Source organism: Ammoniphilus resinae, assembly GCF_017873965.1.
Classification (GTDB): Bacteria; Bacillota; Bacilli; order Aneurinibacillales; family RAOX-1; genus Ammoniphilus_A; species Ammoniphilus_A resinae.
The window spans coordinates 69,646-88,581 of the sequence record NZ_JAGGKT010000015.1 but is presented as its reverse complement, the minus strand read 5'-3'; the positions used below and the strand labels follow the sequence as shown (position 1 = coordinate 88,581).

Genomic DNA, 18,936 nt, shown 5'->3' with positions numbered 1-18,936 from the left:
GGCTTTTGCTTCCGCAATGGCTTTCGCTTTCGCAGCGGCCTTCTCCTCTGGCGTCATCTCGCTAAATGGCTTCTCGGCCTGAGCCTCCGGTACAGCGGCTGCAGGTTCCTCACCTTTTAACTTAGCAGCAGCCTTGGCTTTTGCTTCCGCAATGGCTTTCGCTTTCGCAGCGGCCTTCTCCTCTGGCGTCATCTCGCTAAATGGCTTCTCGGCCTGAGCCTCCGGTACAGTGGCTGCAGGGGTTTCAGATGCAGATGGCTTCTCTCCGGCAGCAGCTGCTGCTTCTCTTTCTTTCAACTTACGCATCGCCTCTTCTTTCGCCTTCGCGGCGGCAGCGGCTTTTTCCTCTGGTGTACTCACCGACTGGTCACCCTCCTTCCAGTCTTAGCCTCCCATCGAATCTTTTCCTGAAGTTTGTTTACTCCATAGATCAGCGCAGCTGGATTCGGCGGGCACCCTGGAATATATACGTCAACAGGAACGATTTGGTCGACCCCTTTTACAACAGAATAAGCATTGACATAAGGCCCCCCTGCAGTCGCACAGACGCCCATAGCAATGACATATTTTGGTTCTGGCATTTGATCGTATAGACGGCGAAGAGCTGGAGCCATCTTTTTAGTCACTGTACCTGCCACGATCATCACGTCAGAGTGACGTGGCGAGGCGCGAAACAACACTCCAAAGCGGTCAAAATCATAGTGAGCTCCGCCTGTTGCCATCATTTCAATCGCACAACAAGCAAGCCCAAAGCTCATCGGCCACAAAGAGTTACTGCGTGACCAAGCTTTGACTTGCTCTAAGGTTGTCATAAACACGTTACGATTGAGTTGTTCTTGAACCTCTGGCGTAATTCCCTCTAGATTTAATCCCATTCTAACACCTTCTTTTTCCAGGCATAAATTAAACCAATTACCAGCAGCGTTACAAAAATCAACATCTCAACCAAGGCAAAAAGACCTAACTGATCGTAAGCTACTGCCCATGGATATAGGAATATTGTCTCGACGTCAAACACTACAAACAACAAAGCGTATATGTAGTATTTCACATTAAACTGTACCCAACTGCCGCCAATCGGTTCCATCCCGCTCTCATAAGTGGTTCGCTTCTCTGCGATGGGGTTATTTGGACGTAAAAAACGCCCTGCAGTTAAGGCCCCAATCGGAAGAGCTAACCCAAGGATAAAGAAGATGGCTACAATCAGGTAATTATTGGAGTACAAGTCAGCCATGGATTTCCCTCCATTTACCATAATAAATATACAAAAATGAACACAATACCAAGTATAGCAAATCGGGTGAGGTTATGTCTAACCTCACATGCTTTCCATTTTTTTAATTCTATAGAAATCCCTTCTTCCTGTCCTTAAAAACTATTCTATTCTCTTTTTGTGATATCATAACACCAAGGAGGTGCTGAAACTGTGATAAATGTCATATTCGTTTGTTTGGGAAATATCTGTCGATCCCCCTTGGGGGAAGGGGTTTTTCGTGAGCTGGTGCGGGAGAAAGGCTGGTCCGACTTGTTTCACATTGATTCTGCAGGAACCGCTAGGTATCACGTGGGGAAGGCTCCTGATCCCGGTTCGCGGAAAGTCGCCAAGCAGCACGGGTTTTCCATTGATGAGCAGCGAGCGCGGCAGTTTTTGCCGGGGGACTTGGGGCAGTGGGATTACGTGATTGCCATGGACGCCTCGAATCGAAGGAACATCGAAAAACTTGGTCAGATGGTCAAAGGCGAGCTTTTCCTGCTGCGTGAGTTTGATGTGGTGGAAAAAGGCGGAGACGTGCCTGACCCATGGAGTCAGGGTGATGCTGCTTTTCTCGAATCCTATCAAATCATCCGCCGCTCCTGTGAGGAGCTCCTCAACTATATTGCCGAGAAACATCATCTTACATAATGAGAAAAGCGGAATTTGCGGGGGTTGGATGTGCCCTCTTTTCTGCTTTCTCCACGAAGGGACACCAATCCTTTCTATGCGGAGGAAAATCGACAGAGTTCCGAAGGAATCAGAAACCGTCATACCGATAAGATGCCGATTCCCACACAGTAAAAAAGGGTCCCTTTAAGCGCTGTCTTTAGCGCCGGGAACCCTTATCGAAGGCCAATTGTAAAGGTTTACAAAATCTGGTAAGTTTATCTTGCCTTCAACCATGTCAACAGCTCGTTCACTGAATTCCCGTAAATTTCTTCCTCTAGTTTTTTGTTGAGCTGTGTCCACGTATTCAATTCATTTTCCGTTAATTCCTGTGCATTAGATCCAATAAACTTGCCAAGGTACTCCATAGGCACCTGATAGATCTGGGAAAGTCGTGTCATAATTTCAAAGGATGCCGATTTTCTCTGCCCCTTCTCCAACATGCTTAAATATTGTCGTGTGATGCCAATTTGTTGGGAGGCTTCTTCAAGGGTATATCCTTTCGCCTCGCGCAGTCGCTTTAATTCATTACCTAGTGGTGAAGACATGATTGATTGACCTCCTCAAAAAATCGTTTCTAGCTCATATCGATCGATTTCCCCTTACTGAGCAACACTTGTTGAGTTGTAAAGGTACAACATAAACGTTAGTTAAAAAGTAACGATGAAAGCCAACCATTATTTGGAAATCCGAGTATAATTCAATTACAGATTCCTTACATATCTACGTTAAAGGAAAAAGCCTTATTTGTAAAGTGTACAATTGTTTACATTGCACAAAAAATTTGAATATGTATGGGGTTTTTTTGTGGTATTTTACGTTTGGGACGAGAAACTTAGGTCGGTGGGCGGTGGTGCGATGTACTTGTTTTCCAATGTGTGTGCCCATTATCCCTTTCGCTCCGGTTGGAATTTGGAGGGGTGGGGGGGGATCACGGGGTTGCGATGTACTTGTTTTCCAATGTGTGTACCCATTATCCCTTCCACTCCGGTTGCAAATTGGAGGGGTGGGGGATGGACTGGGGTTGCGATGTACTTATTTTTTAATGTGTATGCCCATTATCCCTTTCACTCCGGTTGGAAATTGTGAGAAACTATTTGTTTGTAGACCCCAGTTGTCGTTGGTGCACTGTTTTTAACTGGTAGGCAGGCATTTTGTGATAAATTCACCGGTAGCAACGTCCATTATCACAAGTAACCAACTAACAATCCCACAGAGTTCCGCACCCCATTTTCAATAAGGGGAGATTTTACACCTATTTTACTTAGACTTGGAAAATTCCTCGAATAGGTGGAGTTTTTATTCTTATTGAATAAAAAGACTGTATTTTGCGCGATTTTTGCAATGATAAGTGGAAAATCCCCCCTTACTTAGCACAATTTTATATGAATCAGACAAATAAGGAGAGTTTCTTCACTTAATTTTCAACTTTTCCGGTTGGAATGTCCTTCATTGGGTTCCTCCTTCCAGATTAACTCATTTACCTGACTGGATTGAATAATGGTCATAGGATGCAAAACATAATAAACCACCTAGCACTGGCTAGCGGCTCGACCGGACATAGAATCAGCTAAATCGGAGATTTGTTCACTTTTTGAAGGGTTTGCGAACGATAACTGATTCCGTTTACTTGACGATTCCTTCCACCCTCTGGGAATAACTTTACACTACCCCGTTCACTGCCTATACCAGCCTCTCAAATGAAAACGCAGCCCATCAACTTTCTACCTGACTGGATGGAATAATGGCCATAGGTTGCAAAACATAATAAACCACCTAGCACTGGCAAGCGGCTCGACCGGACATAGAATCAGCTAAATCGGAGATTTGTTCACTTTTTGAAGGGTTTGCGGACGGATACTGATTCCGTTACTTGACGATTTCTTCCAATATCTTGGAATAAATTTACTTCCGGCCCGTTCACAGCCTATACCAGCCCTCAAATACAAATGCATCCCACCACATCTATACCTGACAGGATGGGATAGTGGCCATAGGTTGCAAAAAATATAAGCCGCACCCCAGCTCTTCCAGCTCTGCACCGGCAAGACACTCGCCTCGCCTCGCCTCGCCTACCCTTGCCCAGTTCAGCTCAACTCAGCCCCGCCGTCTCAGAACAAAACAAGCTCTCACAAAACGGTTCCCCGAACAACAATTAAAAAGGGTCATCCATTACACCCCATAGCTTATAAATTCTTAAACAGAAAAAAAGACTGTCCCCCAAATAAAGGGAACAGCCTCTTACTTTTATTTCTTATTCGTAACCTGCAAGCGGACAAGAGCTCGTTGGAGAGCTAGTTCAGCGCGCTTGGAGTCGATGTCATCCTTTTTGTCGGATAGGCGTTGTTCGGCGCGTTCCTTTGCGGCGGTTGCGCGAGTTACGTCGATATCCTGCGGCAGTTCAGCCGCTTCGGCTAAGATGGTGATTTTGTCCTTGCGGACTTCCATGAAGCCACCGCTTACCGCGATGACATCCTCACCCTCTGCTTTTTTAATCTGGACGAGTGCAATCCTGAGTGGTGTAACCAAGGGAACGTGATTTGGGAGAATACCTAGTTCCCCCTCAAGTCCTTTGGCCACGACGATGCGAGCATCCCCACGATAGACAACCCGTTCAGGAGTAACGACTTCTACTAATACTGTATTCATAGTTTAAGGTCCTCCCCTGTAAGATCTCTGTTCCAATAATGGCAACAGAGGACGGTCCCGACTGATGGGGTTTTAGGGTTGTACTACTTCGCTTCCTCTAACATCTTCTTACCCTTTTCGACAGCTTCTTCGATCGTTCCTACATAAAGGAAAGCTGCCTCAGGAAGGTCATCGTGCTTCCCTTCAAGGATTTCTTTAAAGCTGCGAACCGTATCCTTAACGGGAACGTATTTACCAGGGAAACCAGTAAACTGTTCAGCAACGTGGAAAGGCTGGGATAAGAAACGTTGGATTTTACGGGCACGAGCAACCAATTGCTTATCTTCATCAGATAACTCGTCCATACCAAGGATGGCGATGATATCTTGTAATTCTTTGTAACGCTGCAATACAGCCTGAACACCACGAGCAACATCATAATGTTCTTGACCCAAGATTTCAGGTGACAACAGACGGGAAGTCGAAGCCAATGGATCCACGGCAGGGTAGATCCCCAACTCGGAGATACCACGGTCAAGGTTCGTTGTTGCATCCAAGTGAGCAAACGTTGTAGCTGGCGCTGGGTCCGTATAGTCATCCGCAGGTACATAGATCGCCTGGATGGAAGTTACAGAACCCTTTTTAGTTGACGTAATACGCTCCTGCATTTGACCCATTTCAGTAGCAAGTGTAGGCTGGTAACCTACCGCAGATGGCATACGGCCTAGAAGCGCGGATACCTCAGAACCTGCTTGGGTAAAGCGGAAGATGTTGTCAACGAAGAACAACACGTCACGGCCTTCTTCATCACGGAAGTATTCCGCCATGGTCAAACCTGTCAAGGCAATACGCATACGCGCTCCAGGAGGCTCGTTCATCTGACCGAACACCATGGAAGTCTTGGAGATAACCCCGGAATCCTTCATTTCATGATACAAGTCGTTTCCTTCACGAGTACGCTCACCAACACCGGCGAAGATGGAGTATCCACCGTGCTCTTGCGCGATGTTGTTGATCAATTCCTGGATCAATACGGTTTTACCTACACCGGCACCCCCGAATAGACCGATCTTACCACCCTTTGCATATGGAGCAAGAAGGTCAATAACCTTAATCCCTGTTTCAAGGATTTGGTCAGCTGGTGCTTGGTCTTCAAATGGTGGTGCTGGACGGTGAATTGGCAATGTTGGAACTTCAGCTGGTGCATCTTGAAGATCGATAGGATCTCCCAATACGTTGAACACACGTCCCAAAGTTTTTGGACCTACAGGTACAGAGATTGGTTTCCCTAAGTCAACCGCTTCCGCACCACGAACAAGTCCATCCGTTGAGGACATGGCAACGCAACGAACCATATTGTCACCCAAGTGAAGGGAAACTTCTACAGTCAAATCGATGGCAGGGCCACCATTTTCACTGTCATACTTTATTCTTACGGCGTTATAGATAGCAGGCAATTGTCCACGTTCGAACTCGATGTCGACAATTGGACCCATTATCACAGCTACGCGTCCTTTATTCATGGTATACCTCCTACTTATTTTTCCTTACGAGTTGGCACCAGCTACGATTTCCGCAATTTCCTGCGTAATCGCTGCCTGACGTGCACGGTTAAAGGAAAGGGTTAAAGACTCAAGCATTGAGCTTGCGTTATCTGTTGCACTACCCATCGCTGTCATCCGAGCGCCTTCTTCACTGGCCTTGGAATCGAGCAGAGCACTATAAATGAGCGTTTCCGCGTATTTTGGCAATAAAACACTAAGTACTTCCTCCGCCGATGGCTCGTATTCGTAACTGGTCTTCGCAGCTGCAGAAGCAGTTGTAGACGCAGCCTCATCCACCTCACCTAATGGCAAGAGACGCACTTCGGTTGGAATCTGTGTTAACGCACTTTTAAACTTGTTGTAAACCAAATTCAACTCGTCAATCGTTCCATCAGCGAAAAAGCCGACAGCTTTTGACGTGATTTGTTTAATATGGGCAAAAGTGGGTGCATCGGGCAACCCGGTGATTTCCGCCAAGATCGGATATCCACGCTTGGTGAAAAAGTCTCTTCCCCTTCTGCCGACCACAAAAATCCCGTATTCATCCGGACTTTGATGACGTTCCTTAATCAAGGAAACAGCTTTACGCAAGGTATTGCTGTTAAAACCTCCAGCAAGTCCGCGGTCCGACGTGATGACGATGTAACCTGTCTTTTTCACCGGACGGTGCTCGAGCATCGGATGCTTCACACCACTTGCACCGGAAGCAATACTGAACACCACTTCACGGATTTTCTCTGCATAAGGACGGCTCTCCTCCGCACGTTCCTGCGCACGACGCAGTTTGGCAGCGGCAACCATCTTCATTGCTTTGGTGATTTGCCGAGTATTCTTAACGCTTTTAATGCGGCGTTTTATTTCGCGGCTTCCTCCACCAGCCATATCATTCACCACCTTTTTTTGAATCGATTTTTAGATTATTTCGAGGACGCAAAGCCTTTTTTGAACTCTTCGATTCCAGCTTTCAACTGATCCTCTGGTGGCAATTCTTTCGAATTTACGATATGGTCTAACAAATCTTTTTTATTGGTATCAAAGAACGCATGAAGTTCACTTTCGAAACGACGGATATCTTCGACAGCCACATCATCCATGAACCCTTTGGTCAAGGCGTACAAGGAAAGAACTTGCTTTTCAACGGCCATTGGCTCGTTAACACCTTGCTTCAAGATTTCAACCGTACGCTCCCCACGATCCAAACGAGCTTTGGTTGCTTTATCCAAGTCAGATCCGAACTGAGCAAACGCTTGAAGTTCACGATACTGAGCCAAGTCAAGACGAAGTGTACCAGCAACTTTCTTCATCGCTTTGATCTGCGCAGATCCCCCTACACGAGATACGGAGATACCGGCGTTGATCGCAGGACGAACCCCGGAGTAGAACAAGTCAGACTCAAGGAAGATCTGTCCATCGGTAATGGAAATTACGTTAGTTGGAATATAAGCAGAAACGTCACCCGCTTGGGTTTCGATGAATGGAAGGGCAGTTAAGGATCCTCCACCTAAATCATCATTTAACTTCGCTGCACGCTCTAACAAACGGGAGTGAAGATAGAATACATCCCCTGGATAGGCTTCACGACCTGGAGGACGGCGAAGTAGCAAGGAAAGCTCACGATAAGCCATCGCTTGTTTAGTTAAGTCATCATATACGCAAAGCACGTGTCCGCCATTGTACATGAAGAACTCACCCATTGCACAACCTGCATAAGGAGCCAAGAACAACAATGGAGCAGGATCAGATGCTGTCGCGGAAACGACGATGGTATAGTCAAGCGCACCATTTTTACGAAGGGTTTCAACAACCCCAGCAACGGTGGATTGCTTTTGTCCGATGGCAACATAGATACAAACCATGTTTTTGCCTTTTTGGTTCAAGATCGTATCGATCGCAACGGTTGTTTTACCTGTTTGACGGTCACCGATGATCAACTCACGCTGACCACGTCCGATTGGAACCAAAGCGTCAATCGCTTTTAAACCTGTTTGCATTGGCTCATGAACGGATTTACGAGCCATAACACCAGGTGCTGGTGATTCAACTGCGCGGAACTGCGTCGTTTCGATTGGACCAAGTCCATCGATAGGCTGTCCAAGTGGGTTCACAACACGTCCAAGAAGGGCTTCCCCAACAGGAACCTCCATGATCCGTCCGGTACGCTTAACTTGGTCACCCTCTTTAATGCCTGTGAAAGGACCGAGGATAACAACCCCTACGTTGTCTTCTTCAAGGTTTAACACCATACCCATAACACCGTTTGCGAACTCTAAAAGTTCTCCGGCCATGGCTTTTTCCAAACCGTGTACACGAGCAATCCCGTCACCGATTACAATAACTGTACCTACATCTGCAACTTCTATATCAGATTTATAGTTCTCAATTTGCTGCTTGATCAGAGAACTAATTTCTTCAGGTCTGATTGAACTCAAAGCTAGTACCCCCTATCTACCGTACTTGAGACTGCATAATTTTTTGTTCGATACGATGCAGCTTGCCCTTCGTGCTTCCATCATAAAGACGGTCGCCGATCTGAACCACAACACCGCCCATGATCGAAGCATCGATCTTGTTTTCAATGCGGATTTTCTTGTTCAACAGCTTCTCAAAGGATTTTGCTAAACCTTGCTTTTCCTCTTCTGACAGCTGTCTAACGGAAGTCACCATAGCATCAACTAAGCCGCGCTCTTCATTGGCCTTTTCCACGAAAAAGCTGAGGACTGAGGTGAGGATCTCTTCCCGGTTTCTATCGATCAATAATCCTGTGAAATTCATGACAGTTTCGGATATTTTTCCATCAAAGGCCTGTTCAAATTCCTTCTTCTTGTTTTCCTTCGCGATCTGTGGATGCTGCAGGAATTGCAAAAAGGCAGGATTGTCGTTTAAGATTTGCGTGATCAATTGAAGCTCTTGCTCCACTTCATTGATTTGCTGCTTTGCAGAGGCGACTTCAAAAAGGGCAAGGGCATAACGCTTTGCTACCACGCCTTTACTCATTTCGCTTCGCCTACCTCTTTAAGAAAGTCTTCGACCAATTTTTCCTGCTGTTTATCGTCTAATTCTTTTTCAATGATTTTCGTAGCGATCATCACAGACAACATGCCAACCTGCTCACGAAGGGCAGCCATGGCTTGTTCCTTCTCGCGGGTAATCTCGGTTTGCGCAGATTTCTTAAATTGCTCGGCTTCATCCTTCGCTCTGGCAAGTAGATCATCTGCTTGCTTTTCAGCGGTCAAACGAGCGGTTTCAATAATTTTCTGTGCATCTTTACGAGCGTTGGATAATTCTGTTTTTTGATCTTCCAGAAGTTTGATCGCATCTTCACGATTCTTCTCGGCAGTTTGAATATCACTTTCGATCTTCTTCTGACGTGCTTCCATAATTCCCATAATTGGGCCGAATGCATATTTGCGAAGAAGAATATATAGCACGATAAAGATGAAAAGCTGATAAAGGGCTGTACCCCATTCAATATGGAACATACTTTTCACTTCCTTCCTCATTCACTTGACTAAGGTGTACTGCACTTGGCAGACCAAACGTTTAGGGTAGCCTGAACGGATGAATACCAATACTGATGAAAAACATAAGGAATGGCGAGGTCCAACAGTAGCGAACCATCGCCATTTTCCTTTTTTCAAATCTTAAGCACCGGATCCTAATGCCATAAATGCGATAACAACCGCGATGATTGGAATCGCCTCAACAAGACCGATACCGATGAACATAGTGGTTTGTAGTGTTCCACGAAGCTCTGGTTGACGTGCAATACTAGAAACTGTGTTTCCTACGATTAGACCGTTACCGATACCTGCTCCGATCGCTGCAAGTCCTACTGCAATTGCTGCTGCTAAAATTCCTGACATAACAGAAATCCTCCTTTAAATTTAAACTGAATTATTTTTTGTTCTTATATTTCAAACCTCAAAATGAAAGGGATTTGAGATAGGAATACCTAGATAAATTAGTGATCATGGCTTACCCTGTGGGCAATATAAACCATGGTCAAGATTAAGAATACGAACGACTGAATCGTTCCGACAAAGATACTGAATGCCTGCCATACCAACATCGGGATGGCTGCTCCAATCATCGCCAAGAATCCAGAATGAACAGATGCAGCAAGAAGGCCTAATAAAACCTCACCTGCATAAATGTTCCCGAATAGACGAAGACCTAACGTTAATGTGTTCGCAAATTGCTCGATTAAGTTTAAGGGAAGCATCCAAGACTGTGGCTTCAAATAGCTTGAGATCCAGCCTCCAATACCATGTTCCTTGATCCCGAAGATTTGTGTAAGAAGTATAACTGTCACAGATAGGGTTAAGGTAACATGCGGGTCTGCCGTTGGTGATTTCCACCAAAGCTCATGATCGGAAACGATCGCTAATGGAAGTCCCAACATATTTGAGACAAAGATAAACATCAACAAGGTTAAGCCAAGAACAATGTAACGCTCCCCTTGCTTCAAGCTCATGGTGCTAGCAATCGTATTACGAACGAATTCTATGACCCATTCCATAAAATTTTGCATTCCAGAAGGTGCTGTTGTGTTTTGATTTGTCACGACTTTTGCCCCTGCTCTTGCAATTACAAAAACGATCAAAGCGGCGATGGTCGACATCAAAACGGTAGATTGGTTAAAGTCAAGACCAAATAAGGTAACGAGTGGTTTACTGTGTTCCAAATTATTCACCTCCTTCATCTGTATGAGAGTGTAACAAGTTGTACAATAAAGCATCAACTAAAGCAATGATTGAAGGAATCATCAAACCTATTACCATTGTTGCAATATGGAAAATCTCCGAATATTGGAGTGTGATCACGGTTGCCAATACGGCTAAAGCTAAGCGGGTGGGCATTCCCAAGGAGACTTGCTTTTTTTTGCCCTGATGTTGGATTGCGACTTCCCCCACTTTATGTACTTTCCAGGCAGTGAACACCGCACTGATCAGTCCAATCGTGGTTCCTAACCCAAGTCCTGCAAACCAAGGTTGGTAATGCGGTGAGGTGAACCCCCAACCGAGAATGCTCCCGGCTATAACAAACATGGTCCATTGTACTACACGTCGTATACGAAAGGAATACTCATCTATCATCGGGTTGATCTCCTAAAAACCGTCTAATGATCGGGATGATGATCAGCACGCCTGCCGCTAATCCGACAAAAACGCCCACAACCATCAGCCATGGTCCTGTTCCAAAGTAAGCGTCCAGCTTCCGTCCCAGCCAAACTCCAAGAAGTACGCACAGGACTATATCCATGCCAATAACACTCACGAGTGTAACAGCTTTCCATGGTGATTCTGGACCGTTCATATCGCTAACCCCCTCGGGTTGTTGGTTACAGAACTCCATCACGAATAGAGGTAGAACTGCCTACCTCTCACAGATCGTTTCATTTCCTATCTTAACCAAAATACAAATACTCTATGTGATTGTATAGAAAGTGGGACAGAAACTTTCGTTCAAAGCCTAGTAAACATCCCTCAATCATAGTACTGATTCGCTACACTTTTGTCAACATGATGTCCTGCTTTTGTCACGATTTAGACACACATTGCACCTGTCAGCACAGTGTTAAGGTTGGGAAGGCGAGCGCAGGTCCGGGGGAGGCGAGCAGGATGGCTCCGACTGTCGCGATTCTAGCTTGAGTTGGGCTTAGCCCGGGATGCTTCCAGTTGCTTTGTCATCATACCCTCGATGACGACCGTTTCCACTTTCTCCAGAGCCTATTTTGGTCTTCATAACCTTGATGATGACCGTTTCCTCTCTCTCCAAAGCACATTTTGGTCATCATACCCTCGATGACGACCGTTTCCACTTTCTCCAGAGCCTATTTTGGTCTTCATAACCTCGATGATGACCGTTTCCTCTCTCTCCAAAGCACATTTTGGTCTTCATAACCTTGATGATGACCGTTTCCTCTTTCTCCAAAGCACATTTTGGTCTTCATAACCTCGATGATGACCATTTCCTCTTTCTCCAGCTCATTACATATTCAAGTCCCCATGTGGTGCCTGAAATTGTCGCGGTGGTTTCACCTTTTTCATTTTTCGTTTCGCGATCACCACGTACAGGCTCGGTACGATGATCAGCGTTAACAACGTAGAAAAGATTAGCCCGAAAATGATTGTCACCGCCAACGGACGAAACAGCACATCCCCAATGGTCGCGAGCGGTGTCAAGCCACTGACGGCTGTTGCTGAGGTGAGAAGAATCGGGCGCATTCTCGCCTCCCCTGCTTTGATCACCGCTTGATGCAGCTCCACACCCTCTTTTCGCGCATCCTCAATAAATTCCACAAACACGATCCCATTTCGCACAACGATCCCCGCCAGACTGATTACCCCCATCATCGTCATAAAGCCTAGCGGTGTTTGAGTAATATATAATCCGATCAGGCTGCCTGCAAACGCCAGGTAGATTGTGCTCAGCACGAGAATCGGGATGGAAAGCGAATAAAACTGCATGGCGATCAGGATCAGGATCAGGAACACCACGATGACGGAAAGCTTCCCCATGTCGATAAAAATATCGGTTTGCTCCGAGGTTTCCCCACCGATTTCAAAGTGGTACCCATCCGCCCACCCTGCTTGCAGCTCATTTAGTTTTGGGCGCAGTTCGGTCATCACCTCTGTCGCTGTCCTTCCCTTAACATCTGCGCTGATCGATACGACACGGGACAAATTGTAATGAGAAATCTTTCCCAAAGCAAACTCCGGTTTCACGGTAATGATTTGTGATAGTGGAATTTGCTGTCCGACCGCGTTGGTTACGGTGAGCTTTTGAAACACCTGCGCCGGATCGCCTTCTCTCTGCTTCATCCGCACAACGATGTCCACGAGGTCTTCGCCATCATCAAATTTGGATACGGTCATTCCCTCGCTAACTAGCCGAATCGCCCTCGAAACATCGCCCGCGTTCACCATCAGTTGATCCATCACCGGTTTGTTCAGGCTGAACTGGAGGATATTTTTCTCCACCCCAAACGAGTCATCGATCTCCTTCGTTCCTGCGGTTTTGGCCACGAGGACCTTCACTTCTTCTGATAGCGTGCGCAGGGTATTCAAGTCCTCCCCGAAAATCCGAATTAAAACAGGTGCACCCACCGGCGGTCCTGTTTCCAGTTCTTTTGCGGTGATTTGTGTTCCCGGGAAAAGCTGTTTAAATTGTTCGTTCCAGATTGGCACGACATCCATGGTGCGGATTTTTTCCCGGTCCAGCCGGAGGATAATCTGCCCCACATTTTCCCCTGATCCGTTTCCCGTGTCCCCACCAAACATTTTCGGTGCCGATTGCCCGGAGTAGGCGGCTACCAATTCAACTCCCGGCTGCTTCTGCAGCCAACCCCCAACATCCTGCACAAGCCGATTGGTTTCCTCGACATTGCTGCCTGGTACCGACTTCACATTGACGTACATTTCTGCCCGGTTGGCAATCGGGAAAAGCTGCACCGGAATCAGCGGAATCAACCCATAAGCCGAGGTCCCGATCAGGATCCCCACCAGTCCAGTGAGTAGGGGCTTCTGTAACATTTTCGGCATCATATGGCCACTATACCATTTGGTCAGGGACTGAATTTGTCTTCCCAAAAGACCCGCCGGCTTGCGGTATTGGTCAGTGCCTGCGGTATTTTTCTTACGGCTTTCATGCCACTCCCGAAAAATCGGGATAATCGTCAGCGACATCACCATCGATGCCAGCATCGACATGGTGATGATGATGGGGATTGCGCGAATAAATTGCCCAGCATTTCCCTCCAGGAAAAACAACGGCCCGAAGGAACAAATTGTCGCCAAAGTAGCGGTCAAGATGGAAAGTGAGACTTCTTTGCTCCCTTTCACTGCTGCTATGTACGGGCTTTCCTTCAACACGCTAAGTCTGCGCTCGATATTGTCGTTTACCACCACGGCATCGTCGACCAGGATCCCCAGCACGATAATCAGTCCCACGATCGTGATTTGGTTGAGACTCACTCCCATGTACGGCAGCGGGATCATCCCCACCGCGATGGAAATCGGGATCGCCAGCGCAACGACAAGCGAGGTAATCATATTCAGTCCCAAGGTGCAGACGAAAATCACGGCAAAAATGGCGATCAACATTTCCTTTGTTAAATCATGAAAAAGCTCCGCGACCCGTTCCTGCTGCGAATAAACGGATTCGACATCTAGCCAGGTCGGCTTGTTTTTAGTCAGTTCCGCCATCGTATTTTCGACTTTTTCCTGAAGCGATGGGACATCGGCCCCAAACTCGGAATTAATACTAATCGATATTGCCGGCCGCCCGTTGTGGTAAACAAACTGTTTAACCCGCTCCGTGGTCAACTTGGCCGTCCCGATGTCCTGCAGATAAACCGGCTGTCCTTCTTTTGTGCGGGTAATCAGGGTTTGTGCAAACTGCTCAGGATCCTCCATCTCAAGCATCCGCAGCTCGTAGGTTCTTCCTTTCAGCTGATAGTCCCCTAAAGGCGTGCGGTCGTTTTCCTTTTGGATCGCGCCAAGCACCTGGTTCACGCTGATGCCGTATTGCTGCAGTTTTTGCGTGTCAATTTCGATGCTCACTTCCTTTTCCGGTAGCCCATCGATCGTCACATCGGCCACATGGGGAATAGTCCGCAGGCGATCCTTCCAATTCTTAGCGAGTTCGCGAATGCTATACAGCTGTTCAAACGAATCCGCCGACAAATTGATCGTTTGCACGAACGTCCGATTCAGGTCATCGTTGATGATCGGCATTTTCGCTTCAACGGGGAGGTCTGCTTCAGCGTCTTTGACCTTTTTACGCAGTTCTTCCCATTTCTTTTTCGGGTCCACGCCGTTCTCGGTTTCCACAATGATCGACGATACCCCTAGCGAAGACGTCGAGGTAATCGACTTCAACCCCTGCAGCTCATTGATTTTATCCTCAATCTTTTGGGTGACGGTCTGTTCCACTTTTTTCGGGCTCGCCCCTGGATAGATCGTGGTCACCGTTGCCATGGTGATCGTAATTTCCGGCAGTTCCTGCTTTGGTAGTTGTAAAAAGCTCAGGATCCCCGATAAAGTCACCATGACGAAAAAAAGCAGGGTAATTTTGCGTTTGCGAACGAGGTATTCAATCACTTGCCGCTGCCTCCTCCCGCTTCGGGTATGGGTGAGGACTGAGTCTGAGTCTGGAGCGTATCCCCGTCAAACAGGCGGTCTGCCCCTTTTGCGACGACGATATCCCCTTCTGTCAGGCCGGAAAGAATTTGCAGTTGGTTATCCACTAATTCTCCAATCTCCACCAGCTGCTTGTGGGCTTTCTGATCTTTGACCAGGAAGACAAATGGCTGCTTTCCTCCTGTACTCACCACAGCAGAAACGGGAACGAACAGGCCTTTTGCTCCTTTTTTCTCGTGGGTGGCTTTCACTACCTGACCCACAAACCATTTCCGATCCTGATTATCGACTTTGACCTCTATCCCAATCGTTCCGGTCCCCTGGTTTGTTGCCGGATAAATTTGCGCGACCGTACCCTTCTTTGCGTCCTCGTAAAGCTTCAGCTCCACTTGATCTCCGATTGACCAATCGGCGATTTCTCGATCGGGGACGGGAAGGATCACCTTTAATTGATTGACATCCCCCACCTCATAAATCGGGGTTCCTGGGTTGATCAGCTGTCCTTCGCTGGCAAACTTGGTGATAATCGTTCCAGAGACCGGGGATTTTAAGACTGTTTTTTGCAAGGTTTTTTCCGCTTGTTCCTTTAATATCAAATTTTGTTCATAAACTGATTTTGTCGTCTCCTTATCCTCCGGTCTCGCTCCTTCCATGATCATAGATAAGCCCTCTTCGGCGTTTTTCAAATCGCGCTCCGCCAACTCCGCTTTCAAAGCCATCGTATCCAGCGTATCCTTAGAAACCGCTCCACTTTGATAAAGCTGCTCGTATTTCCCCTGGTCCTCCATCGCTTTTTCATAGTTCAACTGAGCCCTTTGCAATCCCAATTTGGCCTGTTCCACTTCTTGAGCGCGTGCCCCATTCTGCACTTTTTCTAATGCTGCCTTGGCCTGATCTACTCCTGTTGTCGCTCTTTGCAGGCTCAACTGATAGTCTGTATCATCCAGTTTTCCTAAGACGTCCCCCTGGTTGATCTTCTCTCCTTGCTCCCGATCCAGTTTCACGATTCTCCCGGCCACTTCAAATGCTACCTGCGTCCGTTCGCTCGCCTCCAACGTTCCAGAAAGCTCCGTCACCTGTGTGATTGTTTTCTGATTCACCTCGGTGGTCTCGACGACTTTTGCCTCCGATCCCGCAAAACTCACTTCCTTTGACTCACTGCATCCGCCCAGCGCGCCGGCCACCCCTACCAATAACAGTGTCGCAAACACCGCACTCGCCCGTTTCCTCATAAAAACCCCTCCGAATCCTCTCTACTTTTCTATTTGACAACCTAATCCTTGCAAAATAAATCCCATCGCCGCCTCAATCGTTTCGTTTAAATCCGTTTCCTGGTTTGCCATCCATGATTGTACCGCCCGGCAATTGTGGTGATAGGTAAGCGCACCGATCGTCAAGAAAAACACGATGTCAACCGATTGAAAATGGAACACTCCGCGTTCCTTCCCCATCTCTAGTAATTCTCGCATTTTGCCCCAAACCGGCATGACAAAGCCCTCCACGATTTCGGTTCGCGGGCTCTGCATTGTTAATTCCTGATGAATGATTCTCGATAATTCCTCATCCTGCGCAAAAAATTCAAGAACACCCCGAATCAACACTTTCATCCCATTTACAGGGTCTTGAAATTCCGCTTCATACTGTCCCAGATCCTTCCCTGGGAAATATTCTTCAAAAATTGCCCGAAAAACGTTCTCTTTCCCTCCAAAATGATAAGAAACCAGCGCAACATTCCCCCCTGCTTCCTCGCAAATTTGCCGCACACTCGTCCCGTCATATCCCTGTTGACTAAACAATTTTTTTGCTGCTAAAAGAATTTTTGTTTTGATGCTTACGTCTTGTTGTGATGGATCCTGCTGCTGAGACATTTTGGTATCCTCCGGTTCGATTTTTAGATTTTGATTGCTTGTTGTTAAACGTTTATTTTAATTAAATGTTTGTTTTAAATGATTGTTTAATTGGATAATATATCCACGTGGTGTGTGGTGTCAATAAAAATTTTTTAGAAGTTTGAGGGGTGCTGCAGGTATGGTGTGGATGTGTATTTTTCTTCCCTGTAGCCACTATCCCATCCCGTCAGGCGTGCCGCTTTGAAATTGGCCTGCACCCTGGACCTTTGTGTGACCTTATAAATCTGTGACCACTATCCCTTGGCATCAGGTTGGAGGTTGGCGGGCTTTAGGATTTACTTTCCTGTCCCAGATCCCGGTATATCCCTATCTATTTTTTAATTCCTTTGGCCACTATCCCATGGTATCAGGTTTGGTGGCTAGGCCACTTTGTCGAAAACTTTATCTTTACACACGAACATTCGTTTGTTATTCTGTGAGTAGAATACACGTTCGCACAAAGGGAGGATTTATTATGAACGAGTTGACCCTGGAATAATTTATGGATCAATTTCAATCGGAAGAAGCCTGTGCAGACCATCTGTTTCATTCCAAATGGCCCAATGGGTTTATTTGTCCTAAATGCAGCCATCGTCATTTCTATAGAATAAACACCCGCCGGCTCCCACTCTATGAATGTGCTGGGTGTCACTATCAGGCCTCTTTAACCGTGGGAACGATTATGGAAGGAAGCGGCACCACCCTGCAAAAATGGTTTACGGCGATCTTCCTCGTTTCACGCCCTTCCACCGGAATCAGTGCCGTTCAATTGAAAGAAACAATTAAAGTGACTTACAAAACAGCCTGGCTTATGCTCCAAAAGATTCGCCATGCCATGAGTGAATCCGATGCATCGAACGCTTTATCCGGCATAGTTCAAGTCCATGATGCCTGTTACGGCCGCCCCTACAACATAACTCACCAAACCCATCCTGAAGAACATCTGCTCCTTGTTGGCACAACCCTTAATGACCAAAAAGAGCCCACCTACATCAAAATGAAACTTCTCACACAAGCACCAAAAGAGAGGCGTATTTACCCTGCCGAAAAAATGTCATTTGCATCCAGATGGATTGAGGAAAATTCCAAAGTAGAGTTTATCACCGAGAGATTAAAACCTCGCAAATTAAAAATCGGATACCCTATTTTCAAAAAGGCAAATGCGTGGCTCAACGACACCTTTCACGGAATTGGAGTGCGTCATTTACAGGCTTATTTAGACGAGTTTTGCTTCCGATTGAACCAAACGTTAGATCAAAAACCCATCTTCCAGGGTCTTATTCAGCTATGCTTATCTTCCCAAAGAATTACTTACAAAGTACTAAAGGAAAAAGGGAAACGGGTGCGATACGCGCATATGATTGGAATGCCTTGGTAGCAGCTTGGAATTCTGTGGGGTTGTAAGTTGATTCTACTCGGGGGGAAATCCAACTAAAGTTACTACGTTGGCTTATTTGGAATGCACATGTGTTCCACAACCCGAACTCTCTAATCTTTTGATTATATTTTGGCTCTACTATCCTCATATCACTTTTGACCCTGTTGTATCTTCTAGACTCCTATGAATCTTATAGGATTAAGAATTTTATATAAGCCTGATTTAGAGAAACACATGGGCACATGGATTAAAATGGATTAAAATATTTTTTCTGAGGAAAAGGGATAATGGACACAGGGAACAAAAAGGATACATCCCATCTAGGCGATGATCACCAAAACAAAAGAGCATTTTTCAGAGATATTTTTACTGAGGGAATGGGAGAGTGGTTACAAGGAATCAAAAAGTACATATTACCCGGGGCCCTGGCCTT

Annotated in this window: 18 protein-coding genes and 1 pseudogene; 2 read left to right on the top strand and 17 right to left on the bottom strand. The window is 46.5% G+C overall.

Features of this window, described 5'->3' with window-relative positions; all coding sequences use genetic code 11:
* The 3 genes and pseudogenes from J2Z37_RS19815 to J2Z37_RS19805 all read right to left on the bottom strand — a co-directional run.
* Positions 1–360 (bottom strand): annotated as a pseudogene (locus tag J2Z37_RS19815) (NADH-quinone oxidoreductase subunit C); the annotation flags it as partial.
* On the bottom strand, positions 357–875 hold the full coding sequence (locus J2Z37_RS19810) for a NuoB/complex I 20 kDa subunit family protein (protein ID WP_209812046.1): 519 nt from the start codon (positions 873–875) through the stop codon (positions 357–359). The gene J2Z37_RS19810 and the pseudogene J2Z37_RS19815, both read right to left, overlap by 4 nt.
* The gene (locus J2Z37_RS19805) at positions 866–1,234 is read right to left on the bottom strand and encodes an NADH-quinone oxidoreductase subunit A (protein ID WP_209812045.1); all 369 of its coding nucleotides are present in this window, start codon (positions 1,232–1,234) and stop codon (positions 866–868) included. Before J2Z37_RS19805 ends, J2Z37_RS19810 begins: the two co-directional genes overlap by 10 nt.
* A gap of 192 nt (positions 1,235–1,426) precedes the next feature.
* Here J2Z37_RS19805 and J2Z37_RS19800 point away from each other — a divergent pair, with 192 nt between their 5' ends.
* Entirely contained in the window at positions 1,427–1,903 is a 477-nt protein-coding gene (locus tag J2Z37_RS19800; protein ID WP_209812044.1) for a low molecular weight protein-tyrosine-phosphatase, read from the top strand.
* Positions 1,904–2,139: 236 nt separating this feature from the next.
* On the opposite strand, the gene J2Z37_RS19795 is transcribed toward J2Z37_RS19800, so the two are convergent.
* From J2Z37_RS19795 to J2Z37_RS19730, 14 genes are all read right to left on the bottom strand, one after another.
* On the bottom strand, positions 2,140–2,469 hold the full coding sequence (locus tag J2Z37_RS19795) for a helix-turn-helix transcriptional regulator (RefSeq protein ID WP_209812043.1): 330 nt from the start codon (positions 2,467–2,469) through the stop codon (positions 2,140–2,142).
* Positions 2,470–4,168: 1,699 nt separating this feature from the next.
* Positions 4,169–4,570, bottom strand: coding sequence for a F0F1 ATP synthase subunit epsilon (locus J2Z37_RS19790; RefSeq protein WP_209812042.1), 402 nt, complete (start codon positions 4,568–4,570; stop codon positions 4,169–4,171).
* An 83-nt stretch (positions 4,571–4,653) separates the two neighbouring features.
* Positions 4,654–6,072 (bottom strand): F0F1 ATP synthase subunit beta, encoded by a 1,419-nt coding sequence (gene atpD / locus J2Z37_RS19785; protein ID WP_209812041.1) that lies wholly within the window; start codon positions 6,070–6,072, stop codon positions 4,654–4,656.
* A 24-nt stretch (positions 6,073–6,096) separates the two neighbouring features.
* Positions 6,097–6,975, bottom strand: a complete 879-nt coding sequence (gene atpG / locus J2Z37_RS19780) for an ATP synthase F1 subunit gamma (RefSeq protein WP_209812040.1) — start codon at positions 6,973–6,975, stop codon at positions 6,097–6,099.
* Between the two features lie 35 nt (positions 6,976–7,010).
* On the bottom strand, positions 7,011–8,522 hold the full coding sequence (gene atpA, locus J2Z37_RS19775; protein WP_209812039.1) for a F0F1 ATP synthase subunit alpha: 1,512 nt from the start codon (positions 8,520–8,522) through the stop codon (positions 7,011–7,013).
* 16 nt (positions 8,523–8,538) lie between these two features.
* Positions 8,539–9,087: a F0F1 ATP synthase subunit delta gene (locus J2Z37_RS19770; RefSeq protein ID WP_209812038.1), complete on the bottom strand. Its 549-nt coding sequence runs from the start codon at positions 9,085–9,087 to the stop codon at positions 8,539–8,541.
* Positions 9,084–9,593 carry a F0F1 ATP synthase subunit B gene (atpF, locus tag J2Z37_RS19765; RefSeq protein WP_245203977.1) on the bottom strand — a complete coding sequence of 170 codons (510 nt, stop codon included), beginning with the start codon at positions 9,591–9,593 and terminating at the stop codon, positions 9,084–9,086. Before atpF ends, J2Z37_RS19770 begins: the two co-directional genes overlap by 4 nt.
* A gap of 141 nt (positions 9,594–9,734) precedes the next feature.
* On the bottom strand, positions 9,735–9,956 hold the full coding sequence (gene atpE / locus J2Z37_RS19760) for a F0F1 ATP synthase subunit C (RefSeq protein WP_209812037.1): 222 nt from the start codon (positions 9,954–9,956) through the stop codon (positions 9,735–9,737).
* 98 nt (positions 9,957–10,054) lie between these two features.
* On the bottom strand, positions 10,055–10,777 hold the full coding sequence (gene atpB / locus J2Z37_RS19755; protein ID WP_425340341.1) for a F0F1 ATP synthase subunit A: 723 nt from the start codon (positions 10,775–10,777) through the stop codon (positions 10,055–10,057).
* A 1-nt stretch (position 10,778) separates the two neighbouring features.
* Positions 10,779–11,189, bottom strand: coding sequence for an ATP synthase subunit I (locus J2Z37_RS19750; RefSeq protein WP_209812035.1), 411 nt, complete (start codon positions 11,187–11,189; stop codon positions 10,779–10,781).
* A complete protein-coding gene (locus J2Z37_RS19745) occupies positions 11,179–11,409 on the bottom strand; it encodes an AtpZ/AtpI family protein (RefSeq protein ID WP_209812034.1) in 231 nt (76 codons plus the stop codon). Before J2Z37_RS19745 ends, J2Z37_RS19750 begins: the two co-directional genes overlap by 11 nt.
* A gap of 674 nt (positions 11,410–12,083) precedes the next feature.
* Positions 12,084–15,197, bottom strand: coding sequence for an efflux RND transporter permease subunit (locus J2Z37_RS19740; protein WP_209812033.1), 3,114 nt, complete (start codon positions 15,195–15,197; stop codon positions 12,084–12,086).
* Positions 15,194–16,468 (bottom strand): efflux RND transporter periplasmic adaptor subunit, encoded by a 1,275-nt coding sequence (locus J2Z37_RS19735; protein WP_209812032.1) that lies wholly within the window; start codon positions 16,466–16,468, stop codon positions 15,194–15,196. Before J2Z37_RS19735 ends, J2Z37_RS19740 begins: the two co-directional genes overlap by 4 nt.
* A gap of 21 nt (positions 16,469–16,489) precedes the next feature.
* Complete coding sequence (locus J2Z37_RS19730) at positions 16,490–17,104, bottom strand: TetR family transcriptional regulator (protein ID WP_209812031.1); 615 nt, start codon at positions 17,102–17,104, stop codon at positions 16,490–16,492.
* A 523-nt stretch (positions 17,105–17,627) separates the two neighbouring features.
* On the opposite strand from J2Z37_RS19730, the gene J2Z37_RS19725 reads away from it, so the two are divergent.
* Positions 17,628–18,503 (top strand): transposase, encoded by an 876-nt coding sequence (locus tag J2Z37_RS19725; RefSeq protein ID WP_209812030.1) that lies wholly within the window; start codon positions 17,628–17,630, stop codon positions 18,501–18,503.
* Positions 18,504–18,936 lie beyond the last annotated feature (433 nt).